The 26,192-nt window shown below is 62.7% G+C and carries 23 protein-coding genes and 1 tRNA gene; 3 read left to right on the plus strand and 21 right to left on the minus strand.

The features are described 5' to 3' along the window. Positions 1 to 28: 28 nt before the first annotated feature. On the minus strand, positions 29 to 2,623 hold the full coding sequence (rnr, locus tag R2N11_RS08365; protein WP_316680781.1) for a ribonuclease R: 2,595 nt from the start codon (positions 2,621 to 2,623) through the stop codon (positions 29 to 31). Positions 2,624 to 2,693: 70 nt separating this feature from the next. Here rnr and R2N11_RS08370 point away from each other — a divergent pair. Further along, positions 2,694 to 2,778: transfer RNA gene (locus tag R2N11_RS08370), tRNA-Leu, on the plus strand. A 372-nt stretch (positions 2,779 to 3,150) separates the two neighbouring features. Here the strand turns inward: R2N11_RS08370 and R2N11_RS08375 are convergent. From R2N11_RS08375 to ndk, 17 genes are all read right to left on the minus strand, one after another. After that, the gene (locus R2N11_RS08375) at positions 3,151 to 3,723 is read right to left on the minus strand and encodes a phosphoribosyltransferase (RefSeq protein ID WP_199031141.1); all 573 of its coding nucleotides are present in this window, start codon (positions 3,721 to 3,723) and stop codon (positions 3,151 to 3,153) included. Between the two features lie 127 nt (positions 3,724 to 3,850). After that, positions 3,851 to 5,191, minus strand: coding sequence for an adenylosuccinate synthase (locus R2N11_RS08380; protein ID WP_199031128.1), 1,341 nt, complete (start codon positions 5,189 to 5,191; stop codon positions 3,851 to 3,853). A 95-nt stretch (positions 5,192 to 5,286) separates the two neighbouring features. Then, positions 5,287 to 6,450, minus strand: coding sequence for an ATP phosphoribosyltransferase regulatory subunit (locus R2N11_RS08385; RefSeq protein WP_199031129.1), 1,164 nt, complete (start codon positions 6,448 to 6,450; stop codon positions 5,287 to 5,289). Positions 6,451 to 6,508: 58 nt separating this feature from the next. Then, positions 6,509 to 6,709, minus strand: a complete 201-nt coding sequence (locus R2N11_RS08390; RefSeq protein WP_048934328.1) for a DUF2065 domain-containing protein — start codon at positions 6,707 to 6,709, stop codon at positions 6,509 to 6,511. Positions 6,710 to 6,787: 78 nt separating this feature from the next. Continuing rightward, positions 6,788 to 7,705: a protease modulator HflC gene (hflC, locus tag R2N11_RS08395; protein ID WP_048934290.1), complete on the minus strand. Its 918-nt coding sequence runs from the start codon at positions 7,703 to 7,705 to the stop codon at positions 6,788 to 6,790. Between the two features lie 11 nt (positions 7,706 to 7,716). Beyond that, positions 7,717 to 9,096 (minus strand): FtsH protease activity modulator HflK, encoded by a 1,380-nt coding sequence (gene hflK, locus R2N11_RS08400; protein ID WP_316680782.1) that lies wholly within the window; start codon positions 9,094 to 9,096, stop codon positions 7,717 to 7,719. A gap of 56 nt (positions 9,097 to 9,152) precedes the next feature. Further along, positions 9,153 to 10,406: a GTPase HflX gene (gene hflX / locus R2N11_RS08405; protein WP_316680783.1), complete on the minus strand. Its 1,254-nt coding sequence runs from the start codon at positions 10,404 to 10,406 to the stop codon at positions 9,153 to 9,155. Positions 10,407 to 10,481: 75 nt separating this feature from the next. After that, positions 10,482 to 10,721 (minus strand): RNA chaperone Hfq, encoded by a 240-nt coding sequence (hfq, locus tag R2N11_RS08410; RefSeq protein ID WP_003263868.1) that lies wholly within the window; start codon positions 10,719 to 10,721, stop codon positions 10,482 to 10,484. A gap of 289 nt (positions 10,722 to 11,010) precedes the next feature. After that, complete coding sequence (gene der, locus R2N11_RS08415; RefSeq protein WP_021194195.1) at positions 11,011 to 12,354, minus strand: ribosome biogenesis GTPase Der; 1,344 nt, start codon at positions 12,352 to 12,354, stop codon at positions 11,011 to 11,013. 204 nt (positions 12,355 to 12,558) lie between these two features. Beyond that, entirely contained in the window at positions 12,559 to 13,725 is a 1,167-nt protein-coding gene (gene bamB / locus R2N11_RS08420; RefSeq protein WP_199031133.1) for an outer membrane protein assembly factor BamB, read from the minus strand. Positions 13,726 to 13,774: 49 nt separating this feature from the next. Further along, positions 13,775 to 14,410: a YfgM family protein gene (locus tag R2N11_RS08425; protein ID WP_316680784.1), complete on the minus strand. Its 636-nt coding sequence runs from the start codon at positions 14,408 to 14,410 to the stop codon at positions 13,775 to 13,777. Between the two features lie 26 nt (positions 14,411 to 14,436). Further along, the gene (gene hisS / locus R2N11_RS08430; RefSeq protein ID WP_316680785.1) at positions 14,437 to 15,759 is read right to left on the minus strand and encodes a histidine--tRNA ligase; all 1,323 of its coding nucleotides are present in this window, start codon (positions 15,757 to 15,759) and stop codon (positions 14,437 to 14,439) included. Between the two features lie 62 nt (positions 15,760 to 15,821). After that, positions 15,822 to 17,105 carry a flavodoxin-dependent (E)-4-hydroxy-3-methylbut-2-enyl-diphosphate synthase gene (gene ispG, locus R2N11_RS08435; RefSeq protein ID WP_199031136.1) on the minus strand — a complete coding sequence of 428 codons (1,284 nt, stop codon included), beginning with the start codon at positions 17,103 to 17,105 and terminating at the stop codon, positions 15,822 to 15,824. Between the two features lie 53 nt (positions 17,106 to 17,158). Continuing rightward, complete coding sequence (locus tag R2N11_RS08440; RefSeq protein ID WP_316680786.1) at positions 17,159 to 18,256, minus strand: helix-turn-helix domain-containing protein; 1,098 nt, start codon at positions 18,254 to 18,256, stop codon at positions 17,159 to 17,161. After that, complete coding sequence (gene pilW, locus R2N11_RS08445; RefSeq protein WP_316680787.1) at positions 18,249 to 19,046, minus strand: type IV pilus biogenesis/stability protein PilW; 798 nt, start codon at positions 19,044 to 19,046, stop codon at positions 18,249 to 18,251. Before pilW ends, R2N11_RS08440 begins: the two co-directional genes overlap by 8 nt. After that, on the minus strand, positions 19,043 to 20,194 hold the full coding sequence (gene rlmN, locus R2N11_RS08450) for a dual-specificity RNA methyltransferase RlmN (RefSeq protein ID WP_199031139.1): 1,152 nt from the start codon (positions 20,192 to 20,194) through the stop codon (positions 19,043 to 19,045). Before rlmN ends, pilW begins: the two co-directional genes overlap by 4 nt. Positions 20,195 to 20,237: 43 nt before the next feature. Then, a complete protein-coding gene (gene ndk, locus R2N11_RS08455) occupies positions 20,238 to 20,663 on the minus strand; it encodes a nucleoside-diphosphate kinase (RefSeq protein WP_199031140.1) in 426 nt (141 codons plus the stop codon). A 369-nt stretch (positions 20,664 to 21,032) separates the two neighbouring features. On the opposite strand from ndk, the gene R2N11_RS08460 reads away from it, so the two are divergent. Beyond that, positions 21,033 to 21,734, plus strand: coding sequence for a Bax inhibitor-1/YccA family protein (locus R2N11_RS08460; RefSeq protein WP_316680788.1), 702 nt, complete (start codon positions 21,033 to 21,035; stop codon positions 21,732 to 21,734). Between the two features lie 92 nt (positions 21,735 to 21,826). Here R2N11_RS08460 and rlmD read toward each other — a convergent pair whose 3' ends face one another. Then, positions 21,827 to 23,179, minus strand: a complete 1,353-nt coding sequence (gene rlmD, locus R2N11_RS08465) for a 23S rRNA (uracil(1939)-C(5))-methyltransferase RlmD (protein WP_199033104.1) — start codon at positions 23,177 to 23,179, stop codon at positions 21,827 to 21,829. Between the two features lie 151 nt (positions 23,180 to 23,330). Here rlmD and R2N11_RS08470 point away from each other — a divergent pair, with 151 nt between their 5' ends. After that, a complete protein-coding gene (locus tag R2N11_RS08470) occupies positions 23,331 to 24,197 on the plus strand; it encodes an endonuclease/exonuclease/phosphatase family protein (protein ID WP_316680789.1) in 867 nt (288 codons plus the stop codon). A gap of 27 nt (positions 24,198 to 24,224) precedes the next feature. On the opposite strand, the gene rpoS is transcribed toward R2N11_RS08470, so the two are convergent. Together rpoS and R2N11_RS08480 are read right to left on the minus strand one after the other, a co-directional pair. Next, positions 24,225 to 25,358, minus strand: a complete 1,134-nt coding sequence (rpoS, locus tag R2N11_RS08475; RefSeq protein ID WP_199033106.1) for an RNA polymerase sigma factor RpoS — start codon at positions 25,356 to 25,358, stop codon at positions 24,225 to 24,227. 8 nt (positions 25,359 to 25,366) lie between these two features. Further along, a complete protein-coding gene (locus tag R2N11_RS08480) occupies positions 25,367 to 26,191 on the minus strand; it encodes a peptidoglycan DD-metalloendopeptidase family protein (protein WP_316680790.1) in 825 nt (274 codons plus the stop codon). Position 26,192 lies beyond the last annotated feature (1 nt).

The raw sequence follows: 26,192 nt of genomic DNA on the forward strand, positions 1-26,192 counted from the left end.
CCCTCGCTCCTCAGGGGTTTTCCAGGGGTCAGCGCCCCTTGGACGACTTCCGCGGTGCCTTGGCCGGCGCTTTGCGTGCGGTGGTCTTGGCACCGCCCTTGGGCTTGGGCGCACGCGTTGCCTGCTTCTTGCGAGCCGGCTTGGCATGCGCGTGGCCCGGCGGCTGTGCACGCGAGCCCGGCTCGAACACCGGCTGCTCTTCGAAGACGCGGTCGAGCGTCTCGTCGAACGACTCCTCCGGCTTGGCCGTACCGCCCAGCAGCGCCGCCAACTGACGCGGCTTTTTGCGGCCGACCGGCGGCGCGGGCTTAGCAACAGCGGGCTGGCGGCCTGCCGTGGCTTCCGGTGCTCCTGCCACCTTGGTCGGACGCAGCGCCTTGGCCGATGGCTCCTGGATCAGGCGGAAGTCCATCTTGCGGGCATCCAGATCCACGCGCAGCAACTGCACTCGCACGCGATCCGTCAGGCGGTAGCGGATGCCCGTACGTTCGCCGCGCAGCTCATTGCGGGCTTCGTCGTACTGGAAGTAGTCGCTCCCCAGTTCGGTCACGTGCACCAGGCCCTCCACATACAACTCGTCGAGTTGCACGAAGATGCCAAACGACGTGACTGCGCTGACGGTGCCCGAGAACTCGTTGCCCAGCTTGTCGCGCATGAAGTAGCACTTGAGCCAGGCCTCGACATCGCGCGAGGCCTCGTCGGCACGACGCTCGTTGGCCGAGCAATGCACGCCGAGCTCATGCCAGATCGCCTCGGCCTTGGCCTTATTGACAACGGCGGCCGGCACGCCCTTCTCGGCTTCCGCCTGCAGGCGGCGCGCCTTGGGCGACAGTGCGCTGTTCAGCTGCACGCCAGGTGCCAGCGACGGCACATAGCGCGTGTGATGCAGGATCGCCTTGATGGAACGATGCACCAGCAAATCCGGATAACGGCGGATCGGGCTGGTGAAGTGCGCATAGGCCGGGTACGCCAGACCAAAGTGACCGATGTTGTCCGGGCTGTAGACCGCCTGCTGCATTGAGCGCAGCAGCATGGTCTGCAACATCGGGGCATCGGGGCGCGCGGCGATCTTTTCCATCACCTCCGCATAATCAGACGCCTGCGGCTTGTCACCGCCGCCCAGCGTCAGGCCGCTGGTCTTCAGGAAGGCGCGCAATGCCTGCAGCTTTTCTTCCGTCGGGCCCGCATGCACGCGGTACAGCGCTGGATGCTTGTACTTCTCTAGCATCTCGGCCGCGCAGACGTTGGCCGTCAGCATGCATTCCTCGATCAGCCGGTGCGCATCGTTACGCGTGCGCGGCAGGATCTGCTCGATCTTGCCTTGCGTGTTGCAGACGATGTACGTCTCGGTAGTATCGAAGTCAATCGCGCCACGCTCGCGGCGCGCCTTGAGCAACGTCTGGTACAGCTCGTACAGGTCTTGCAGATGCGGCACCAGCGGAGCGCGCTTGGCAGCCTCCGGGCCCTTCACGTTCGACAGGATCGACCAGACCTCGTTGTAGGTCAGGCGCGCTTTCGAGTGCATCACGGCCGGATAAAACTGGTAGGCCTTGATCTCGCCCTTGGCGCTGATGACCGCGTCGCACACCATGCACAGGCGATCCACCTCCGGATTCAGCGAGCACAGTCCGTTGGAAAGCTTCTCCGGCAGCATTGGAATCACACGGCGCGGGAAGTAGACGGAAGTGGCGCGATCAATGGCGTCAGCATCCAGCGGATGCCCAGGCCGAACGTAGTGCGATACGTCGGCAATCGCCACGATCAGGCGCCAGCCTTTGCCGCGGCCGATCTTCACGGGCTCGGCATACACCGCATCATCGAAGTCGCGTGCGTCTTCGCCGTCGATGGTGACGAGCGGCACATCGCGCAGGTCGATGCGGCCAGCCAAATCGGCATCACGCACGGCATCCGGTAGCGCTTCGGCCTCGCGTTGCGTCGGCTGAGAAAATTCATGCGGCACGCCGTACTTACGCACGGCGATCTCGATTTCCATGCCCGGGTCGTCAATCTCGCCCAGCACCTCGACCACGCGACCGATTGGCTGCACGTAGCGATCCGGATATTCCAGGATCTCCACGCTCACCACCTGGCCAACCTTGGCCTTGCCCTGCCCCTTGGGCGCAATCAGGATGTCGCGACCCAGGCGCTTGTCTTCGGGCGCCACCACCAGCGTGCCGCTCTCCGAGAGCAGGCGGCCGATGATGCGCTTGTTGGCGCGCTGCAGGATCTCGACGATCTGCCCTTCAGAACGCCCGCGGCGGTCGTAGCCAACGGCACGCACCAAGGCGCGATCGCCGTGCATGGCCTTCTGCATTTCGCGCTCGGGCAGGAAGATATCGGGCTCGCCATCATCACGGACGAAGAATCCGAAGCCATCCCGATGGCCAATCACACGGCCTTCGATGAAATTGGGTTGGTGCGCCAGTTCATAGCGCCCTTTGCGGTTGAGTTCGATCTGACCATCCCGCTCCATGGCGGTCAGACGCTTGATAAAGCCGTCGTGCTCTTTACGAGTGACCGACAGCGTCTTAGCGATATCGGTGGCAGACAGCGGAGACCCCGAAGTGCGCAGCACACCGAGGATTTCCTCGCGGCTCGGGATCGGATAAGTCGGCTGATTCAATTTTTTCTTCTAGAGTGTTGACAGGTTCGACAGAACCCGTAATAATTACAGCTTCGGTACACGCACACCTGCCCAGGTGGCGGAATTGGTAGACGCACTAGTTTCAGGTACTAGCGGGTAACTCCGTGGAGGTTCGAGTCCTCTCCTGGGCACCAGAGTTTAGGAACGGCGCAACGCAAGTTGCGCCGTTTTTCTTTTCCGTGATCGGATTGCTGTTATTCAGTAGCTGACGCGGCATTCCGCGAAGGACGACAGGCATTGTGTCTTGGCTATCACGCCGGGGCTGAGCCAGGATCACCGGCTCGCACATCCCAGGCGCTGGGTGGGTTCGAGGCCCGGCGCATCCATCAAGACGCGCCACGCTTCGATCATCCGCACAGTCCGCATTGGCCAAATTCTGCAAAGCCAGTCCGCGCGCGGGTTTCGGGCCCGTGTTGCGACCCGTCACGTGAGGTTACCGAAGTGGCACGCACGGCGCAAGCCGCACACGCCACTCTCCTCTTGCTTCGACGCAATCCACCAACGAATCAAGCCGCTGGCGCTTCACCGTTGCCCGCCGTACGCGCCTTACCGCGCTTGATCCATGCTGCCAGATTGTGCGGGCGCAGCGTATCGTATTCCTCGAACGGCTGGTGGATCCACGGGTTGGTCGGCAGGAACTGCACAGCGTAATCCGGTTTGATCTTCGAACACGCCTTGTGCCACAGCACAGCGGTGCGCACATCGGTGACGGCGGGATAGCGCTCCTTCAGGTGGCGCCCCACGCGCTCAAGCGTGATGCCCGAATCCACCAAGTCGTCGACCAGCAGCACGCGCCCCGACAGCTCGCCGCGCGTCATGGTGATGTACTGAGCGATATCGAGATCGCCCTGCTGCGTGCCCGCTGCCTCGCGATAGCTGCTCGTGGCCAGAATGGCCAGCGGCAGGTCATAGATACGGGAGAGCTGATCGCCCACGCGCAGACCGCCACGCGCCAGGCACAGGATCTTGTCGAACTTCCAGCCCGACTCATGCACAACCAGCGCCAAGCGCGCAATCAGGCCGTGATAGTCGTCCCAGGATACCCACAGGTGCGAGTCATCGTTGATCGGCTGGTTCATCGTGTTCCTCTTCTTGATCATGAATGCGGCGTGAGTTGCCGCTGCCGTGTTCTGTAAATACGCTGCTGAATGCAAACTCGCCCGGCGAATCACCGGGCGAGTCAGTCAAATGCGTGAGTGCAGCACGTCAGTCCTTGTACGGATGACGCAGCAGGATGGTCTCATCACGGTCTGGGCCGGTCGAGATCATGGCGATCGGAATGCCAGCCACCTCTTCCACGCGCTTGAGATACGCCTGAGCGGTCTCGGGCAGTGCGTCCCATTCCTTCAAGCCGAAGGTCGACGTGTTCCAGCCCGGGAATTCTTCGTAGATCGGCTGGCAGCGCGCCACGGCATCCGAGCCACGCGGCAGAATATTGACTTCCTTGCCGTCGAGCTTGTAGCCAACGCACAGCTTGATGGTTTCGAGGCCATCGAGCACGTCGAGCTTGGTGATGCACAGGCCCGACACGCCGTTGATCTGGATAGCACGACGCAGAGCGGCAGCATCCAGCCAGCCCGTGCGGCGCGGACGCCCCGTGACCGAGCCGAACTCCTTGCCGACGTTAGCCAGACGCACGCCGGTCGGGTCCTGACGCGCGGGGTTATCCGCGTCGTACAGCTCGCTCGGGAATGGGCCGGAGCCCACGCGCGTGCAGTACGCCTTGGTGATGCCCAGGATGTAGTGCAGTTGGCCCGGACCCACGCCCGCACCGGCGGCCGCATTACCAGCCACGCAGTTGCTCGACGTGACGAACGGATAGGTGCCGTGGTCGATGTCGAGCAGCGTGCCTTGCGCGCCTTCGAACATCAGGTTCTTGCCGGCAGCGTTAACGGCGAACAGCTCAGCCGACACGTCCGTCACCATCGGTGCAAGGCGCTCACCGTACGGCAGCATCTCGTCCAGCACTTGCTGGAAGTCCAGCGCCGGGTGGTTCAGATACTGCGTCAGGACGAAATTGTGGAAGTCGAGGTTCTCGCGCAGGCGCTCAGCAAAATAGGCCGGATCGAACAGATCCTGCACGCGCAGAGCACGGCGAGCCACCTTATCTTCGTACGCCGGGCCGATGCCACGACCCGTCGTGCCAATCTTGGCGGCACCACGCTTGAGTTCGCGCGCCTTGTCGATAGCAACGTGGTACGGGAGGATGAGCGTGGCGGCTTCCGAGATGCGCAGGCGGTTCTGCACCTGTACGCCGGCCAATTCCAGCTCGTCGATTTCCTTGAACAGCGCCTCGGGCGAGAGCACCACACCGTTACCGATGTAGCACGCGACGCCATCGCGCATGATGCCCGACGGGATCAGACGCAGAATCGTCTTCTTGCCGCCGATGATGAGGGTATGGCCTGCGTTATGTCCGCCCTGGAAACGAACCACGCCTTGCGCATGATCGGTCAGCCAATCGACGATTTTCCCTTTACCTTCGTCACCCCACTGGGTGCCGATGACGACGACATTGCGTCCTTGGCTCACTGCTGGTGCGGACATGTTGAATTTGCAGATGGGTTAAAAACGTATTCTACCCTTGTTGTCAGGGTCTTCCCTGAAATTACCGGGTATTCACAGAACGTTATGCAACACGCTCAGGCGAAAGCCTTGCGGGGCTTGACGATCCAGCGCCCGCCCTCTTCCACGAGTTGGCGGTCGTAGGCGAATTCTTCCAGGTCTTCAGGATGGCCGGGCAGCGACTGGATGACGATCTCGCCGGCAGCACGCAGGGCGGCAATGGCCTCGCGCAGCTTGGCGTCGCCCGACCATGGGGCGTGGATGGCGGCCGCACGCGCCTCCACCGGCGAAATGCCGGCGACTTCGCGTAGGTCCAGTGAAAAGCCGGTCGCCGGGCGGGCACGACCAAAGGCCTCGCCGACCTTGTCGTAACGACCGCCCCGCGCCACCGCATTGGGCACGCCAGCCACGTAGGCCGTGAACATCACACCGCTGTGGTAATGATAGCCGCGCAGATCGGCAAGATCGATGTTGACCGCGGCACCTCCAGCGCGCTCGGCCAGCGTGGAGAGATCGTCTAGCGCGCGACCGATGGCAGGCAGCGCCGGCAGTTGCGCACGGGCACGCGCGAGCACATCGACACCACCGTACAGCGACGGCAGCAGGTTGATCGCATCGCGCTGGGCCGCAGGCAGGTCCGCCGTCAGTACACGCAGCGCAGGCACGTCCTTGGACGCCAGCGCAGTGAACAGTTCGTCTTGCACGCTCAGCGCGACCGGCGCCTGTTCCAGCAGCGCAGCCAATACGCCAACGTGACATAGGTCGAGGCGCACATCTGCCAAGCCTGCCGCCGACAACGCAGCGAGCATGAGCTCCTGGATCTCCAAATCCGCTTCCAGACCGGCATGGCCGTAGATTTCGGCGCCAATCTGCAGCGGCTCACGCGTGACGTGAAAGCCGCTCGGACGCGTGTGCAATACCGAACCGGCGTAGCACAGGCGCGTCACACCAGCGCGATTCAGCAGGTGGGCATCAATGCGGGCGACCTGCGGCGTGATGTCGGCACGCAGGCCGATGGTGCGGCCGGAGAGCTGATCCACCAGCTTGAAGGTCTTCAGATCCAGGTCATGGCCAGTGCCGGAGAGCAGCGACTCGATGTATTCCAGCATCGGCGGCATGACCAGTTCGTAGCCGTAGGTGCGGAACAGGTCGAGCATGCGGCGGCGCAACTCTTCAATCTTGCGCGCCTCGGAAGGCAGCACGTCGGCAATGGATTCAGGCAGCAGCCAATTCGTCGGCATGGCAGTCTCGGTCGGAAGTCTCAGTACAGCGGAATTTCAGGAAGCGCGAAAAGGCGGTTCAGTGATGCAGCAGGCGCAACAGGATCAGCCCCACCGCCATCGACACCAGCCCGATCACACGCAGCTTCTCGTCGGGCAGTTCGGTCATCGCCTGGAACGCACGGCGCCAGGCCTGCGGCGCGACAAACGGCAGGATGCCCTCGAATACGAGCACCAGCGCGCACGCGGCCAGCAAAACGGTGGGGAGTGACTCTTCCATGGGATGCAGGTGGCGAACGAACAAAACCCCGGCAAGCCGGGGTCTGTCCGCCTCAAATACGATCAGCGACGCATTGTACTAGCGATGGCGCCCCGACTGGGCAGCCGCCGGTGCGGCCGCCGAACCACCACCGTTCGGGCTGCGCATGAACTTGAAGAAGTCGCTGTTCGGTTGCAGCACCATCACGTCCTTACGGTCGCGGAACGAAGCGCGGTAGGCCTCCATACTGCGCCAGAACGCAGCGAACTGCGGATCGCGGCCAAACGCATCGGCATAGATGTCAGCGGCACGGGCATCACCCTCACCCTTGATCTTCTGCGCATCGCGGTAGGCATCGGCCAGCACGACTTCGCGTTGACGATCCGCATCAGCGCGGATCTTTTCACCTTCGGCCGCACCGGTCGAACGCAACTCGTTGGCCACGCGCTTGCGTTCAGCCTCCATGCGGCGATAGACAGACTCCGTCACGCTGGCCAGCAGATCCACGCGTTTCAGGCGCACATCAATGATGTCGACACCCACCGACTTGCCGTACTCCTGCACCCCCTTGAGGATGCTCTGCATCGCGGCTTCACGGTCAGTGGAAACCACATCGGAGACGGTACGGCGCGCAAACTCATCGCGGGCGATGGAGTTGATCTTCTGCGTCATGCTGTCCTGCGCGAGGCGGTTGTCGCCCTTGAAGCTCACGTAAAACAGACGCGGATCGGCAATCTTCCACTTCACGAACCAATCGACCAGCAGGTTCTTCTTTTCAGCCGTGATGAAGCGGTCAGCACCGGCCACATCAATGGTCTGCAGGCGCTTGTCCATGAACACGACGTTCTGCAGCGGCGGCGGCAGCTTGAAGTGCAGCCCCGGCTCCTTGATGACCTGCTTGATCTCACCGAAAGCGAACACCACGGCGTACTGCCGCTGGTCCACCACGAACACCACCGACGAAAACACCGCCAGGGCAATTACCAGCGCCACGAGGGCGGAAATCAGACGATTCATATGCCCTCCTCTTAGCGGGAATCGCGGTCACGGTTACGCAGCGCCTCGCGCGAGCGCGAGTCGGCGTCACTCATCGACGACGGGTTGGAGGGCGTGGGCACGCCTTGCGCCGAACCGCTGTCCTGCGGCGAAGCGCCGGGAGCTGTTGCCGGGCGAGAAGCATCGCCCGGCGTCTGCGCGATCAGCTTGTCCAGCGGCAGATACAGCAGGTTGCCGTTGCCGCTTTGGTCGACCAGCACCTTGTTTGCGTTGGCGTAAATGTCCTGCATGGTCTCCAGATAGATACGGTCACGTGTGACCTGCGGCGCTTTCGCGTACTCGCGCTGCACCGAGGCAAAACGTGCGGCATCACCTTCGGCACGCGCCGTAACGCGGGCCTTGTAGCCCTGAGCCTCTTCGCCCAGGCGCGCGGCCGTACCCTTGGCGCGCGGCACCACGTCATTGGCATAAGCCTGGCCTTCGGAGATCGCACGCTCGCGGTCTTGACCGGCCTTGGTCACATCATCAAATGCGGCCTGCACCTGCTCGGGTGGCTGCACGCTCTGCACGTTCACACTGAGAATGCGGATGCCGGTGTTGTACGCCGTCAAAATACGCTGGATCGATTCGGCCAGATTGCGGCCGACTGCATCGCGCCCTTCGTACAGCACGGAGTCCATCTTGTTACGGCCGACAATCTCACGCACAGAGGTTTCAGCGGCTTGCGTGACGAGCTCTTCATCGCCGCCACGATCCGTGCGGTTGAAGAAGAGATACTTGACCGGATCCTCGATGTTGTACTGAACCGAGAAGCGCACGTCGACGATGTTCTCGTCCTGCGTGAGCATCGACGAATCCTTCAGGTTCGTGTCCTTGATCTGCGTGGTACGGCCGATTTCCAGCGTACGCACGCCCGACAGGTTGACGATCTCGTGCGATTGGATCGGATACGGCAGACGCCAGTTGATACCCGGCGTGGCCAGATACTTGAAGCGGCCGAACTGCAGGATCACACCGGTCTGGCCTTCCTGGATGATGAAGAAGCCGCTGGCCAGCCACAGGCCTACCAACACAGCTAGGAGGACACCGACACCGAGGCCGGAACCAGCGCGACCGCCATTGGGGCGCAGTGGCGTCGGACCACCACTGCCGCCGTCGCCGCCTTCCTTGCGACCGAACAGGTTGTTCAGGCGGCGGTTGAAGTCACGCCACAACTCGTCGAGGTCGGGCGGACCATCCTGGGGCGGCTTGCTTTGGCGCTTCGGCTCATCTTTGTTCTCGCGCTCGGCGTTGTCATCGCCGCGACCCCAGCGCGGATCGTTCAGTGAAAGCAGCACGCGCAAGCGGTGCCACATGCCCCGCGCCGGACGGGGCGAGGCCATGGAAGAAGACTGGGTCGAAATCTCGGGCATGAGCGGTTGGGCTTGTCCTGATTGTCTGACTGCAAAAGAAGTAACGGGTGATTCTATCAGCCCTCTTCGTCACCTTCGGCGGAAGAGCCGCTGCCAAGCAAGTTCTGCGACAGTTCGTCACGTTGCGCAGGGAGGTGATCGCGACGGGTATCGAAGCGCGGATCGAAGTCGCCATCATGCGGCGCCGGGTTCTCACGCAGGCGGATGGCCGTCTCGACCAGCGCTTCACGCAGCAAGTCCAGCCCTGCGCCCTCGATGGCGGACACGAACACGCGCCGCACAGCACCGTTTTCGTCGCGTTCGATACGCGGGCCCTGAGCACGCAGCTCCTCGGCCGCGTCGATCTTGTTCATCACCAGAATCTGCGGGATGCCGGCGGCATCGATTTCCTCAAGCACCCGGTCGACCTGCTCCATCTGCTCGTGCTTGACCGTGCTGGCCGCGTCCACGACGTGCAACAGCACGTCGGCGTGCACGGTTTCTTCCAGCGTGGCGCGGAAAGCCGCCACCAGCTGCGTCGGCAAGTCACGGATGAAACCGACTGTATCGGACAGCACGACGTTGCCCAGCCCCTCCAGGTACAGGCGGCGGGAGGTCGTATCCAACGTGGCGAACAACTGGTTGGCCGCGTAGGCGCGCGCCTTGGTCAGTGCGTTGAACAGTGTCGACTTGCCGGCGTTCGTATAACCGACCAGCGAGACGGAGAATGCATCATTGCGGCTGCGCGAACGGCGTTGCGTGTCTTGCTGGCGCTGCAGCTTGTCCAACTCGGACGACAGGCGCTTGGCGCGCTCATCCAGCATCCGGCGGTCCAACTCAAGCTGGCGTTCACCCGGGCCGCCACGCAGGCCGACCCCGCCCTTCTGACGCTCCAGGTGGCTCCACGCCCGCACCAGACGTGCCGCCTGGTAGCGCACGCGCGCAAGCTCCACCTGCACCTTGCCGACATGGCTCTGCGCGCGCTGGCTAAAGATGTCGAGGATGAGGCCTGTCCGGTCCACCACGTGGCGACCGAAAAAGCGCTCGAGGTTACGTTGCTGCGCGGGGCTCAGCGCATGGTTGAAGATGACGATCTCGGCGTCCTCCTCATCCGCGGCAATCTTCACCTCCTCTGCCTTGCCCGAGCCGATGAACAGCGATGCATCGGGCCGGGAACGTTTGCCAGTGACGGCGCGCACGGGGGCGGAGCCAGCCGTGGAAGCCAGCAACGCCAGTTCACTCAGGCTTTCCTGAAAATCATGTTTGCCGAAATCGACCGCAACCAAAATAGCGCGCGTCGGCTCCGAGCTGGAGGTGGGATGGGATGACAAGCGGGGGAAATAAAGAAAGGAGAAACCGAGGTGGGTGCGTCCCGCCGCGCAGAGGGCGGCGGGAGCGAGGCAGGATCAGGCGTCGGACGCTTCGTCCACGCGGAAGTTCACGGCACGGGCCGGCACCACGGTGGAGATTGCGTGCTTGTACACCATCTGCGTCACGGTGTTGCGCAGGAGCACGACGTACTGGTCGAACGACTCGATATTGCCTTGCAGCTTGATGCCGTTGACGAGGTAGATCGACACCGGCACATGCTCCTTACGCAGCGCATTCAGAAACGGGTCTTGTAGCAATTGCCCTTTGTTGCTCATGGCACACTCCAGATTTATAGGTTTAGTGATGGGTTATGGGGCTGGGAAGCCCGGGTTCAAGCAGGCGACGCAAAAAAAGTTCGTCAAAAGAGTCCGCCAGGTGAATCTAAACGACACCAATGGCGCACGAGGCGCCATGTTTCGTGAATTTAGCCTTAGAAATCAGGGAAAGCAAACGGAAAACAGCGCTGACTTCGCCATACGAAATGGCTAGCTCAGCCTTCTGATGCTCCCCCATTCGAATGCCCCGGCGCGCCCCGCCCTCATTCGAGCACGGCTTGGCACGCGCTCACTCGTTGGATTGGGCGTACGGGTTTTTGTTCGTACGAAATTCGATTCGCAGCGGGGTGCCCTTCAGTTGGAAGGCCTCGCGGAAACGCCCTTCCAGGAAGCGGCGGTAAGTGTCGGGAATGTTCGACAACGCATTGCCGTGGATCACGACAATCGGCGGGTTGGAACCGCCTTGGTGCGCATAGCGCAGCTTTGGACGCGAGACACCTGCGCGACGCGGTTGCTGGAATTCGACCGCCTCTTGCAACACGCGGGTGAGCTTGGGCGTCGGCAGCTTGACCATGGCGGCAGCGTAGGCCGCGTCCACCGACTTCAGCAATGCGCCGATACCCGTCTTTTCCTTGGCCGAGACGTAATGCACGTTGGCGAACGACAGGAACTGAAGCTTGCGCTCCAGATCGTGCTTGATACGGTCCCGCGCGTGGCCCGTAAGTCCGTCCCATTTATTCACGCCAACCACCAGCGCGCGGCCCGACTCGACGATGAAGCCGGCGATATGTGCGTCCTGGTCGGAAATATCCTGCTGCGCATCGAGCAGCAGCACCACCACATTGGCATCTGCAATCGACTGCAGCGTCTTGACCACCGAGAACTTCTCGATCGCCTCGAACACCTTGCCACGCTTGCGCAGGCCGGCCGTATCGATGAGCGTGTACGGCTTGCCGTTGCGCTCGAAATCCACATAGATGGAATCGCGCGTGGTGCCCGGCATGTCGAACGCAATCACGCGCTCCTCGCCGATCAGCGCGTTCACCAGCGTCGACTTGCCCACGTTCGGGCGGCCGACAATGGCAATCCGCGTACCGTGGCTATGCGCGTCGGCTGCCTCGGCAAGCTCCGGGCGCTCGGCAAACGCAAGGTCGAGCGCTTCCGCCACCAAGTCGTTGACGCCATCGCCGTGCGCAGCCGAAATGGCCGCCGGATCGCCCAATCCGAGCTCATAGAAATCGGAAGCGACGGCGGTGTACCGCATGCCCTCGGCCTTGTTGACGGCCAGAAGGATGCGACGCCCAGTCTTGCGCAGATAATCGGCGATCACGCGATCCTGCGGCGCCAGACCCAAACGACCATCGACGATGAAGATGACCACGTCGGCCTCGACCACAGCCTGACGCGTCTGCTTGGCCATCTCGGCGACGATGCCCTCTTTAGCGACGGGCTCGAAGCCACCGGTATCGATCGCGATGAACGGACGCTCGCCGATGCGACCCTCGCCGTAGTGGCGGTCGCGAGTCAGGCCAGGGATGTCCGCAACCAACGCGTCACGCGAGCGCGTCAGACGGTTGAACAGGGTCGATTTGCCGACATTCGGCCGCCCCACGAGGGCAATGACTGGTTTCATGCTTGTGTACCGTGCGCGAATGGCGTCACGGCAAATTCCGGTTGTTGCAACTGCGATTGGCATCTGTACGGCTTAATGCCAGGATGGCACAGATGCAAGACGCCCGCGGGGTACGCGGGCGCGGGTTCGAGGCGCCGGCAACCTGCCTGCCGCCCCGAGTGATTCGTTTGCCGCCGCGGTGTCATCTGCACGCGACGGCAGGTGTTATTTCGGCAGGTAGCCGTAGACGCCACCACCGCGCGTCTGCACCACAAGCGTCTGGCCGACCACCACCGGTGCTGCGCTAATGGCGCTGCCGTCCACCTTCACGCGGGCGACAAACTTGCCGCTGTCGCTCGCCAGGAAGTGCAGCCAGCCTTCGAAATCACCGACGATGACCGCACGACCGAATGCCAGCGGCGCGCCCAGATCACGCCACAGCAGCGCGTCGTTCTTCCACAGGTCTGCGCCGTTCTGAGCATTGAAGCCATAGACGATTGACTTCTCATCCGCCGCAAACAGCGAACCGCCGTCCTGCGTCACGCCGGTCGGCGAGGAGAAGTCGCGGCCCCAGCGCGGAGCACCCGTGCTGACATCGAAGCACGCCACACGCCCCTGGAAGCTGGCCGCGCAAACCTGCTGACCATCGATCGACGGCGCACCCGTCACGTCGTTCAGGCGCTCAATTTCCGACACGCCACGTGGATACGATACCGCTGCTTCCCAGCGCAGCGCCCCATTGCTGGCCGCTAGCGCACCCAGTTTGCCACCGGCAAAGCCCAGGATCACATTGTCACCGGCAAAGATCATCGGCAGGCTGCTGCGCAGGTTCAGTGCCGATGGCGAGCGTTGATAGATCCACTTGCGATCGCCATTGCTGCCATCCAAGCCGAGAATGCGACCATCGGTCGTACGCACAATCACCAAGCCCTGGCCGACCAGTGGAGCGGTCAGGACTTCACCGTTGACCGTGCTCTTCCACTTCTGCACACCCTTCTCGTCGAACGCTACGACGGTGCCCTTCTCGCCGGCCACAGCCGTCAATGTGCCGTCGCTGCCCGGGCCGGAGGTCAGATCGACATCCGCCTTACCCTGCCACACGGTGCGGCCGGTCGCGCCATCCAGCGCCGACACCCCGCCGTTGGCGGCCGACACGTAGACGTTGTTGCCCCAGACGAACGGCTGCATCACGTAGCGGCCACTCTTGCCGACGCTCACGCTCCACGCCTGGCTCACGGCCAGCACCTGCTGAACTTCCTTCAGCTTGGCGGGCTCATGCTTGACCTTGCTGCTGAACAGCGAGCAACCACCCAGAACGGCCGTCGCCGCCAGTGCCAGCACTGCGACACGCGCAGCGCGCGCGAGACCACCCTGCTCAAGTGCGTGAATCATGAAATCGAGATCCTTTTTGTTATGCGTTGAGGTGCACCAGCGTTACCGGTCAGGCACCGCCCAGGGCATCCAGCTTGAACTGCACGATCTGGCGAGCCGAAGCCTCCGTCGGACCGAATTTCTCGAGCGCCAGCTTGTAGGCCGTACGGGCATCTTCGGTCTTGTTCTGCGCGGCAAGCAGGTCGCCACGACGGTCGGCAAACAACCCGGTAAACGCCGGTGCAACGTCGCCCGAGACTAGCGCGAGGCCCTGATCGTAGGCTTTCTCGTCAAGCAGCAGACCTGCCAGGCGCAGCTTGGCGAGAGCCTTGTACTCGTCATCGTGTGCGTGGTCGATGGCCCATTGCAACTGCGCCTTCGCGCCCACGGCATCGTTAGCCTCGTACAGCGCCTTGGCAGCCGCCAGCGCGGTCATCTGCGCGTAAGCGGTCCTGCCAAACTTGTCTTCCATGTCGGTGGCGGCACGCTTGATCTTCTCGGCGTCCTTACCATCGACAGCCTTCTGCACCTGCTCATACAGTACGGACGCTTCGCCCGCCTGCTTGCGCTGCCAGTTCTTCCAGCCAAACCAGCCAGCCACAGCCAGCAGCACCACGATGGCGATCCACGTCACCACGTTGCCGTTGTCGCGCCACCAGTGCTTGAGGCTCTCTAGTTGTTCCTGTTCTTCGAGATCGTAGGCCATGCTTTGCAGAGCTTGAGGTTTTGGAGTTAGTCGCTGTTTGCCACCATGGCATCGATCAGGCGGTCGACCAATTGGTCAGCCGGCACGGTCTGCTGGGCATCGGCATTCGGATCGCCGCGCAGCGGCTTGATCTGTGCCACGCCTTGGGCAACTTCATCGTCGCCAATGATAACCGCATAGGATGCACCACTTGCGTCAGCACGCTTGAACTGCGACTTGAAGCTGCCGTTGCGCCCTTCCGCCGAGGCATGAAGGATGACGTCTAGGCCGGCATCACGCAGGCGCTCAGCCGCCACCAGCGCCTGCACCTGAGCTTCATCGCCCTGGTGGACGATGTACACGTCGCAACCCTGCGCTTCCGGCTCCAGCTTTTCTTCACGCAGCAACTCGATGATGCGCTCGACCCCCATCGCCCAGCCGCATGCGGGGGCCGGCTTGCCGCCGATCTGCTCGATCAGCGGGTCATAGCGACCGCCCCCGGCCACGGTACCTTGCGAGCCGAGCTTGTCGGTCGTCCACTCGAACACCGTGAGGTTGTAGTAGTCCAGCCCACGCACCAGGCGCGGATTGATCGTGAACGGAATGTTGTTCGCCTTGAGCAGCTTCTGTACGCCGTCGAAGTGCGCGCGCGACTCGTCGCCCAGATAGTCGATCAGCTTGGGTGCGCCGGCCGCCATAGGCTGCAGCGCAGGGTTCTTCGTGTCGAGCACGCGCAGCGGATTGGTGTACAGGCGGCGCTTGCTGTCTTCGTCGAGGATGTCCTGGAAGCCTTCCAGATACTTGATGAGATCGGCACGGTGCGCGGCGCGCTCCTCCGCTTGGCCGAGCGAATTCAGCTCAAGCTTCAAGCCGACCAGGCCGAGGTCATCCCACAGGCGCTGGCACATGAGGATGACTTCGGCGTCGATGTCCGGGCCGGCAAAGCCCAGAGCCTCCACGCCCACCTGGTGAAACTGGCGGTAGCGGCCACGCTGTGGCTTCTCGTGGCGGAACATCGGGCCCGTGTACCACAGGCGCTTCGGGCCGTCGTACAACAGGTTGTGCTCGATCACTGCGCGCACAGCGGCGGCGGTCCCTTCCGGGCGCATTGTCAATTGCTCGCCATTCAGGCTGTCAGTGAAGGAGTACATCTCCTTCTCGACGATGTCCGTCACCTCGCCGATGCCACGCACGAACAGCTGCGTCTGCTCAACGATCGGCGTGCGAATCTGCTGATAGCCGTAGGCGCGCAGCATGCTGCGCACGGCGTTGTCGAAGTGCTCCCACAGCGGGGCGTCACTGGGCAGCAGATCATTCATGCCTTTGACGCCAGCGATCTTTTGCGCGCGTTGTTGTTTCGGTTCGCTCATGATGTCACGTTAAAAGCCGGCCCCTTCCGTAGGGCCGGCTTGTCGTTTCTTGCTGTGAAGCCTTATGCCGTCTCGATTTGCACGCCGTAATGCGTGCGCACGTACTCGTCGACGATCGTCTGGAATTCTTCTGCGATGCGCTCCCCGCGCAGCGTCTTCACCTTCACACCGTCGACAAACACCGGCGCTGCCGGTGATTCACCCGTGCCCGGCAGGGAGATGCCGATATTGGCGTGCTTGCTCTCACCGGGCCCGTTGACGATGCAGCCCATCACGGCCACATTCATCTCTTCGACACCAGGGTGCGTGACCTTCCACGTCGGCATCTGCTCGCGCAGGTACGACTGGATACGCGCAGCCAGCTCCTGGAACACCGTGCTGGTCGTACGTCCGCAGCCAGGGCAGGCGATGACCATCGGCGTGAAATTGCGCAGGCCCATGGTCTGCAGGATCTCCTGCGCCACGATGACTTCCTTCTCACGCGGCGCGCCCGGCTCGGGCGTCAGCGAAATGCGGATCGTGTCGCCAATGCCCTCTTGCAACAGCACCGACAGCGCGGCCGTCGAAGCGACGATGCCCTTGCTGCCCATGCCAGCCTCAGTCAAACCGAGGTGCAGCGCATAGTTACAGCGGCGCGCCAACTCACGGTACACCGCGATCAGATCCTGCACGGCCGAAACCTTGCATGACAGGATGATCTGGCTACCCGGCAAACCAATCTCTTCCGCCTTCTGCGCAGACTGGATCGCCGAGGTGATCAGCGCTTCAACCATCACGGTACGGGCATCCCACGGCGTCGCACGCTGAGCGTTCTCGTCCATGATGCGTGCGAGCAAATCCTGATCCAGGCTGCCCCAATTCACGCCGATGCGCACTGGCTTGTCGTAGCGGCACGCGATCTCGATCATCTGCGCAAACTGCGTGTCACGCTTCGCGCCCTGCCCCACATTGCCCGGGTTGATGCGGTACTTGGACAGCGCCTGCGCGCACTCGGGATAGTCCTGCAGCAGTTTGTGACCGTTGTAGTGGAAATCGCCCACCAGCGGCACGTCCACGCCCATGCGATCGAGTTGCTCGCGGATGGCTGGCACTGCGGCAGCCGCAGCCGGCGTATCCACCGTGATACGCACCAGCTCAGAACCGGCGCGCGCCAACTCCTTCACTTGGATCGCGGTGCCGATGGCATCCGACGTATCGGTGTTCGTCATCGATTGCACGCAGACCGGTGCGGCGCCGCCAACGTGAACGATACGGTCACCCCAGCGGATTTCTGCCGCACGCGAGTTCCGGCGCGGCAGCGGACCGGGCAAGGCGGGAGCGCAGTCGAGAGGCGTGGAGGTTTCCATGATCAGACAAGGCGCGACGCCCAGTCAGGCGCCACGCCATTCAACAAAACGGTTCAGGGCAACGTGGCCCGTGCCACGCGATTGCGGGCGTACTTCTGGATGTCGACCGATGCGCCACCAACGGTGAGCGATTCAACGGCCTCGGCATTGCCAAAAATGACCTTGAATGGCGGTGTGCCGGTCAGGTCACGCGCGTCGCCCTCCTTGGCCAAGCCGCTGGCGAGCGTCTTACCGGACTTGTCCTTGACCTCAAACCAAGAGGCGCCCGAGAAACGCACCGAGACTGTGCCGTTACCCGTTGCCGACTCTGCCGGTTTGGCGGCTTCGCTCGGTGCAACAGCGGCAGGGGCATCGACATTGACCACTGCAGGCTTGGCGCTGGTAGCTGCGGCGACAGGCGCCAGTGCGGCGTCCTTGCCATTATCCGAGCGCGGCAGCGTAGGCGGCGGCGCCAGCGGCGCGGTCACGACACCGGAAGCTGGGGCAGCCGGTACCACGGGCGTCAGCGGCGTCGGCATGGATGCGGCCGGCGTTTCCGCTTGGGCGGGTGCGGGCGCTTGCGCCGCCTCGGCCGATGCCGGTTGTTGTTCAACCGGCGGCGCGGTCTCCTTCGCGACAGATTCGGTGGTTTGGGTGGCAGCGGTCTGCGCGGCAAACCATTGCTTCAGACGGTCCATGCCGACAAGTGCTCCGCCAGCCACAACCACAGCAACCAGCAGCCCAATGAGCCAGCCACCGCCACCGCGACGCTTGGAAAAGCTCGGCTTGTCGGAGAACGACTCACCCAGCCCGCCTTCGGGACGCAAACCGATATTGGTAACCGGGGCGCGCGCGTTCAGACGGACAAGCTGGTCGTCGACGTCGACCTGCAAAACGCGCGCATAAGCGCGGATCAGCCCCTTGGCGAAGGTCATGTCCGGCAATGCGCCGACATCCGCGGCTTCCACGGCCAACAGCTTGCCTGGCGCCACCTTCAGGCGTGTGGCCAGGTCTTCGACCGTCAAGCGCTGGCGCTCCCGGCCAGCGCGCAGGCGTTCAGCAATCTCGCGCAGCGCATCGTCGCGCTCCGGCGATACGGCTGCAGGCGAACCCGAGGCAGACGCGGCACCTTGAGAAAGGTCGGCGGCGCTTGCCACGTCGCGGTCAGTCATCCCACGCTCCTCGTTCGAAAGCCGCCTCTTCGGGCGCATTGGGGAAACGGCGCTGCAGTTGCGCGCTCCATGCATTCTGTTGCGAGATATCACCCACGCGGCGCGCGATGCGTGCGCCCAGCCACAGGCTCTCTGCCGTCGGATTGCCGCGGCCGTTCACGCGCTCAACGAACGGCATGGCACGCGAATACTCGCGGCGCTTGTAGTAGATCTGTGCCAACGTCATGTTGGTCAGCGGGTTGTTGGCATCAATGTAAGTTGCACGGGTGAGGCTCTTCTCGGCGCCATCCAGATCGCCCTGCCGCATCTGGCAAACGCCCAGATTGGTCCACGGCTTGGCCGGGCTGCCCGCTGCCGGCGCCTCGATAGCCTGACGTAGCATCGCCATGCCCTGATCGGGCTTGCCACCCTGCGAGCACAGGAACCAGCCGTAATTGTTCAGCAGATCGCCGTCTTGCGGCGTCGAGGCCAGAGCGCTACGGAAGCTGTCGTCAGCCTGTTCGCGCTGACCCAGGCTCATGTAAGCCAACGCCCGAATGTGATACGCACCCGGCACGTTCGGGTCGATGGCGATGGCGTTCTTGATTTCTTCAAGCGCAGTTGCAGCCTGACCAGCTTCCAGATACTGCGTCGCAAGCTGCAATCGGATCGCGGCACGACGGCCGGTGTCTGCCTTTTGATCGGGGACGGTCGTGACTTCTCGTGTCTGTGTCTGGACCGGCGGCGGCAATGCGCATCCGGCGGCTGCCAGCGTAAAGACCAAACTGACAGCAGTCGACCAACGCTTCATGCGGTACCCATGCGGTGAGTGGAGTCGGCCCCAACCACGGGGATCTCGACGATCTTGCCAAACTTGCCGCGCTCAGCCAAGCGCGTGCGATCCTTGACCTCGCCAGCCAGTTGGCCGCAGGCCGCATCGATGTCGTCGCCACGCGTCTTGCGGATCGTGGTGACGATGCCGGCGTCCAGCAGCACTTGCGAGAAACGACGGATCTGCTCGTTGTTCGAGCGCCTCAACCCGGACTCAGGGAACGGGTTGAACGGGATCAGGTTGAACTTGCACGGCACGTCGGCCACGACGCGCAACAGTTCGCGGGCATGCTCGACGGTGTCGTTGACGCCATCCAGCATGCAGTATTCAAAGGTGATGAAATCGCGCGGCGCGAACTCGAGATAGCGGCGGCAGGCTGCCATCAGTTCGGCCAGCGGGTACTTCTTGTTCAGCGGCACAAGCACGTCGCGCAGCGCATCGTTGGAGGCATGCAGCGACACCGCCAGCGCCACCGGCACATCGTGCGCGAGGCGGTCCATCATCGGCACCACGCCGGAGGTGGATACCGTCACACGTCGGCGCGACAAGCCGTACGCGTTGTCGTCCAACATCAAGCGCAATGCGGGCACCAAGGCATCGTAGTTCAGCAGCGGCTCGCCCATGCCCATCATCACCACGTTGGTGATGACACGGTCGTCTTTGGGGCCACGGCCAAGTTGCTTGCGCATGGCGAATTCGGCCATCCAGAGCTGGCCGATGATCTCGCCCGAGCTGAGGTTGCGCGAAAACCCTTGCTTGCCGGTCGAACAGAACCGGCAGTTGACGGCACATCCCGCCTGAGACGACACGCACAGCGTGCCGCGCGTCTCTTCGGGGATGTAGACCGTCTCGACGGCATTGCCCTGCCCCACGTCGACCAGCCACTTGCGTGTGCCATCCGTCGAGAGGTGATCGGAAATGACCGCCGGTGCCTGGATGTTGGCACGGGTCGCGAGCTTTTCGCGCAGCGACTTGGCGAGATCGGTCATCTCGCCAAAATCAGACGCACCCGACTGGTGAATCCAGCGCTGCAATTGCTTGGCGCGGAACGACTTCTCGCCCAGGCTCTCGCAGTACGCGAGAAGGCCCTGTGCGTCGAAATCGAGGAGATTCACCACATCGTTCATGACTTGCAACCCGAAACTACCAATCCCAGTCTAGTGTTGACGCTTAGCGGCTGTAAATGTTCAGGCCGGGGAAGAAGAAAGCGACTTCCACGGCAGCCGTTTCAGCAGCGTCCGAACCGTGCACGGCGTTGGCGTCGATGCTGTCAGCGAAGTCAGCGCGGATCGTGCCCTTCTCTGCCTTCTTCGGGTCGGTTGCACCCATCAGGTCACGGTTCTTGGCAATTGCATTCTCGCCTTCCAGCGCTTGCACCATCACCGGGCCCGAGATCATGAAATCCACCAGATCCTTGAAGAACGGGCGCTCCTTGTGCACAGCGTAGAACTGCTCGGCTTCGGCGCGCGACAGGTGGATCATTTTGGCCGCGACGACCTTCAGGCCTGCGCCTTCGAAACGGGCGTAGATCTGGCCGATGACGTTTTTGGCCACTGCGTCCGGCTTGATAATCGAGAGGGTGCGTTCGATCGCCATTAAAAACTCCAAAAAATGAAGGTGTTACGTGAAAGATAAACGTTAGATTCTAACACGGGGCGCAGCCAGATTGGATGTCAAGCGGTGCAACCCCGCCCCGCGCCCAACGACTGCGGAAGGCGATCCATGCATCACTCCGCCTGTCTCGCACGACACAACAAGGGAGACGGGCTTAAGATTGCCTTATTGAGAGCATGAAAAGTCACCCCAGAAGTGCGCTTTCCGGCCGGATCATCCCCCGGATACTGGAACCGCATGGCATCCTGCCCCCTCAAAGTAAGGACGACGCGACTTGCAAAAGCGCACTTCGGATGCGACATTCGCAACGTCGTCGCATTGTCTGCAATGTCATTCACCCAAGGAGTTCGCATGGACAACCAACTCAACACGTACGGTTTTGGCGCTTCCGGCACCGCCGGCGCGTTGGCCGTCCGCAACCGCGTGCTGCGCAATACCTATTGGCTGCTCGCACTTTCGATGATCCCCACCATCCTCGGTGCGTGGATCGGCGTCGCTACCGGCTTCCGGCTGATGGCTGGCAGCCCGTTGATGAGCTTCGTCATCTTCATGGCAGTAGCTTTCGGCTTCTTCTATGCCATTGAGCGCTACAAGAACAGCGGCGTGGGCGTTGCCCTGTTGCTGGGCTTCACGTTCTTCATGGGGCTGATGCTGTCGCGCCTGATCGGCATGATCCTGGGTTACTCGAACGGCGCCTCGCTCATCATGACGGCGTTCGGCGGCACGGCGATCATCTTCGGTGTGATGGCGACGGTGGCCACGGTTAGCAAGCGTGACTTCTCTGGTCTCGGCAAGTGGCTGTTCATGGGCGTACTGGTGCTGATCGTCGCGTCGGTGGCCAATATCTGGCTGCAGATGCCCGCAATGATGCTGACGATCTCGGTACTGGCGATTGCGATCTTCTCGGCCTACATCCTGTTCGACGTGCAGCGCATCGTGAACGGTGGCGAGACCAACTACGTGACCGCCACCCTGGCGATCTACCTGGACGTCTACAACATCTTCACGAACCTGCTGGCGATCCTGGGGATCTTCGGCGGCAACCGAAACTAAGCCATCGCAGCGCGCTGGAAACAGCGCAGCGACAAAAAAACCGGCGCCTGGTGCGCCGGTTTTTCTTTGCCTGCGAGATACGCAATAGCGAATCAGTCGCGCTCAAATACCGCGATCGACTCCACGTGTGACGTATGCGGGAACATGTTCACCACGCCCGCACCCGCCAGCCGGTAGCCAGCCTCATGGACGAGCAGGCCCGCGTCGCGCGCCAGCGTCGCCGGATTGCATGAAACGTAGACAATGCGTTTAGGCAGAAGATCGGCCGCCTCGCCGCCGCGTTGCGCCAGCTCAGCCAGCGCCTTGGAAACCGCCAGCGCCCCTTCGCGCGGCGGATCGATCAGCCAGCGGTCAAACTTGCCCAGCGCGGCAATATCGTCAGCCGTCACTTCGAACAGGTTGCGGCAAGCGAACGTTGTCTTCGCATCAAGCCTATTGTGCTGAGCGTTGGCGAGCGCACGCGTAGTCAGCGCTTCGCTGCCCTCGATGCCCATGACTTCGCGAGCACGCGTGGCCATCGGCAGCGTAAAGTTGCCGATCCCGCAAAACAGGTCGAGCAAGCGATCGCCCGGCCGCGCATCAAGTAGCTTCAGCGCCCGCGACATCAGTACACGGTTGATCTGGTGATTGACCTGCGTGAAGTCCGTCGGCTTGAAGGGCATGGTGATGCCGAATTCAGGCAGCGTGTACGTCAGTGCGCGATCAAGCGGATAGAACGGATACACCGTATCGGGCCCCTTGGGCTGCAGCCAGAACTGCACGTCGTACTGATCAGCAAATGCACGCAGTTCAGCCTCGTCAGCGGAGGTGAGCGGCTCAAGGTTGCGCAGCACCAGCACCGTCACATCCTGACCGACGGCCAGTTCAATCTGCGGCATGCGCTGGAAGATGGAGAGCCGCCCGACCAGCCCGCGCAACGGTACGAGCAGCGCCGACACATGCGGCGGCAGCACCTCGCATGAGGTCATGTCGACCACGTAGCTGCTCTTGCGCTCGTGAAAGCCCACCAGCACGCCACCCTTGGCTGCCACGTGGCGTACCGTCAAACGAGCGCGATAGCGATAGCCCCAATCCGGCCCGGCAATCGGCCGGAACACGACGTCTGGGCGCAGCTTGGCCAGGTGCCATAGGTCATCCTCCAGCACACGCTGCTTGATGGCGACTTGCGCGCGTGAATCCAGATGCTGCATCGAGCAGCCACCGCACACACCAAAGAACTTGCACTGCGGCGTCACGCGCGAGGCAGACTGGCGCAGAATGTTCACCACGCTCGCCTGCTCATACGACGGTTTGGCGCGATGGCTGCGGTACGTCACCAGTTCGCCCGGCAGCGCGCCTTCCACGAAGACGACCTTGCCCGGCGTGCCATCCTCGTTGGCCAGACGGCCAATGCCGCGCGCCTCGCCATCAAGCGAGACGATCTCCAGCGGGCCAGCCACGGGCATCTCGGGTTTTCTACGCCCACGCGGCGCCTTGGCCGGCGCGACAGTTGCGGTATCGGGAGATGACGGCATAGCGTTGGGTGCAGCTTGAGACACGGGCGAGCCTGAACAAATTGGGGACAAGGGCGGCATTGTAAGACACCGGAGGACCAGCATGGGCACCGTCATCCTGACGTGGAACATCCAGTGGGGCCGCGGCGCGGATGGGCGCGTGGACCTCGCGCGGCAACTCACCGAAGCGCGCGCCATGGCCGACTTCGATGTGCTCTGCCTGCAGGAAGTCACCTCTGGCTTCGGCAACCTGCCCGGCCACCCGGGCGCCGACCAGTGGGGGGAGCTAGCCGACGCGCTCGGCCCGGAATACACGGTGATCGGCGGCTTTGCACTTGAGCGTCACGACGGCGCGCGCGTGCAGCGTTTCGGCAATGCCATCGCCACGCGCCTGCCGCTGCTCTACGTCATGCGCCACGCACTGCCCAGTCCGCCGGATGCCACACCGGCGATGCCGCGCATGGCCATCGAGGCGCTCGTGCAGACCGCATTCGGAGTACTGCGCATCATCACGACACATCTGGAGTATTACTCAGAGACCCAGCGACTGGCACAGATCGACGCGCTACGGGCCATTCACGCAGAAGGCTGTGGTCGCGTGGCTCACCCGCCCGTACTTGGCGCGGAGTCAGATGCTGGCCCGTTCCGGCCGCTTGCGCAAACCACCGCCACGCTCATCTGCGGCGACCTCAATTGCAAACCTGATTCCATACCCAAGCGCCTGGCTACGATTCCATTTTCACAGCACCCGGCATTGCACGATGCCTGGGAGATTGCACATGGCGCGACGCCGCAGCCGCCAACCTTCGGCGTACACGATCGCACTGACTGGACCGAACCAGCCTATGCGTGCGACTACATGCTGATCAGCGAGCCGTTGAAGGCGCGTGTGCTGCGCGTAGAGGTGAACAGCGCCACGCAGGCATCCGACCATCGGCCGATGCTGCTGGAGCTAGGTGGCGACGATTAAGGAGCGAAGCGACTGGACGGCAGCGCCTTACAGCACCGCGTCCTTGCGCACGCCCTGCGAGGCGAAATGGCGCTTGAGCTTGACCAGCGCCTCCTGCTGGATCTGGCGCACGCGTTCACGCGTCAGGCCCATCTCGGCGGCCAGCTCTTCCAGCGTGGCAGGTTCGATGTGGTTGAGGCCGAAACGACGCTCGACCACGTAGCGATGCTTGTCAGACAAGCGCGCCAGCCACGACTTCATCAGTTGCGACAACTCGCGATGCGCAACTTCCTGATCCGGCGAAGCACCATGCTCGTCTGACAGGAAATCGAGCAGGCTGGTGCCCGGATCGAGATCGAACGGTGTATCGAGCGACGTTGTATGCTCGTTGAGCGAAAGCACGTCTTGCACTTCATCCGTGGTCTTGCCGAGCAGGTGCGCAATGTCTTCCAGGCTCGCATCGCGCCCGTCCACCCCGCTCTTTTCCAGATGGCGTTTGGCACGCAGCACCTGATTGAGCTCGCGAATCACGTGCACCGGCAGGCGGACCGTACGCGCCTGGTTCATGATGGCGCGCTCGATACTTTGGCGAATCCACCACGTAGCGTAGGTCGAGAAACGGAAGCCACGCTCCGGATCGAATTTCTCGATCGCGTGCATCAGGCCAAGGTTGCCCTCTTCGATCAGATCGAGCAGCGGCACGCCGCGGTTCAGATAGCCCTTTGCGATGCTGACAACGAGGCGCAGGTTGCGCTCGATCATCACCTGCCGCGCGGCAAACTCGCCTGCCTTGGCCAAGGTCGAGAAATGCAACTCCTCGGCGGGCGTCAGCAACGGCTTGATGCTGATGCGATTGAGATAGTGCTGGACGGTATCTGCCGCCAACTCGGCTTGCAGCACCTTGCGGAAATCCTCCTCCGGTGCGGCCTCTTCCGATTCCTCTTCGTCGTCTTCGTCTTCGTCAGGCTCGTCGGCACTGTCGGAAACGTCGTTGACGTCGACTGGCTCTGCGGCTGGCAGATCGTCGATCAGCGCATCGACAACCTCGATCTCTTCCGCCGGAGGTTGCGCCGCGCCGCGCGCACGCCGCCCCGCGCGCCCATTCTGGGTGCTTTGGCCATCTGCAGCGTCGATGTTGTCATCGGCGGGGGTGGCGGGCGTAGCGGCTTTCTGGCGCGGCATGCATTCCTCTATTGAGGCGGCAAGAAGCGCATCGGATCGACCGGCTTACCGTTGCGGCGCACTTCAAAGTGAAGCTTCACGCGATCCGCATCGGTACTGCCCATTTCTGCGATCTTCTGCCCTTTCTTGACCGTGGATTGCTCGGTGACCAGAACCTTGTCGTTGTTGCCGTAGGCGGTCAGGAACGTGTCGTTGTGCTTGATGATGACAAGATTCCCGTACCCACGCAAGGGTCCAACGTGGATCACTTTTCCGTCGTCTGCAGCGACCACGGCGTCACCACGTTTGCCACCAATGTCGATGCCCTTGTTGGCCTTGTCATCGAAGCGATTGAGGAGCGCGCCGCGTGCTGGCCAGGCCAGTGCGATTGCGTTATCGCTTGCCCCGGCAGAGGCGCCAGACGTAGCCGCGGGCGACGTGGCTGACGTGGAATCAACCGGCTGCGCACTCGTATTGCCCGGGCGGACCGGCGTAACAACTGCGCCGCTACTGCTGACATCCGCGTTCGGCGGTACGACGCGTATCAATTGATCGACTTCGATCTGATTCGCATTGGGGATGTTATTCCACGCCACGAGATCACGCGGCGCCTGGCCGTTGCGCAGAGCGATGCTATACAGCGTATCGCCGCGTTTGACTCGATAGTAGCCAGGGGGCGGCGGCTCTTGCGAGGCAGTGGACGTGGTACCGGCACGCGAGGTGCGGTCGAGAACGGGTGCCTGGTTGCCGGAGGATGCGCAAGCCGCCAGCAATGCGGCCGACACCATCGCCACGGCAAGCCGGCCGGTGCGTGCGGGGCTTGGAGGGTTCATGGAACTCCGGGAAATGAACATG

Origin of the sequence: Ralstonia flaminis (assembly GCF_958415495.1) — a bacterium.
GTDB lineage: Bacteria > Pseudomonadota > Gammaproteobacteria > Burkholderiales > Burkholderiaceae > Ralstonia > Ralstonia flaminis.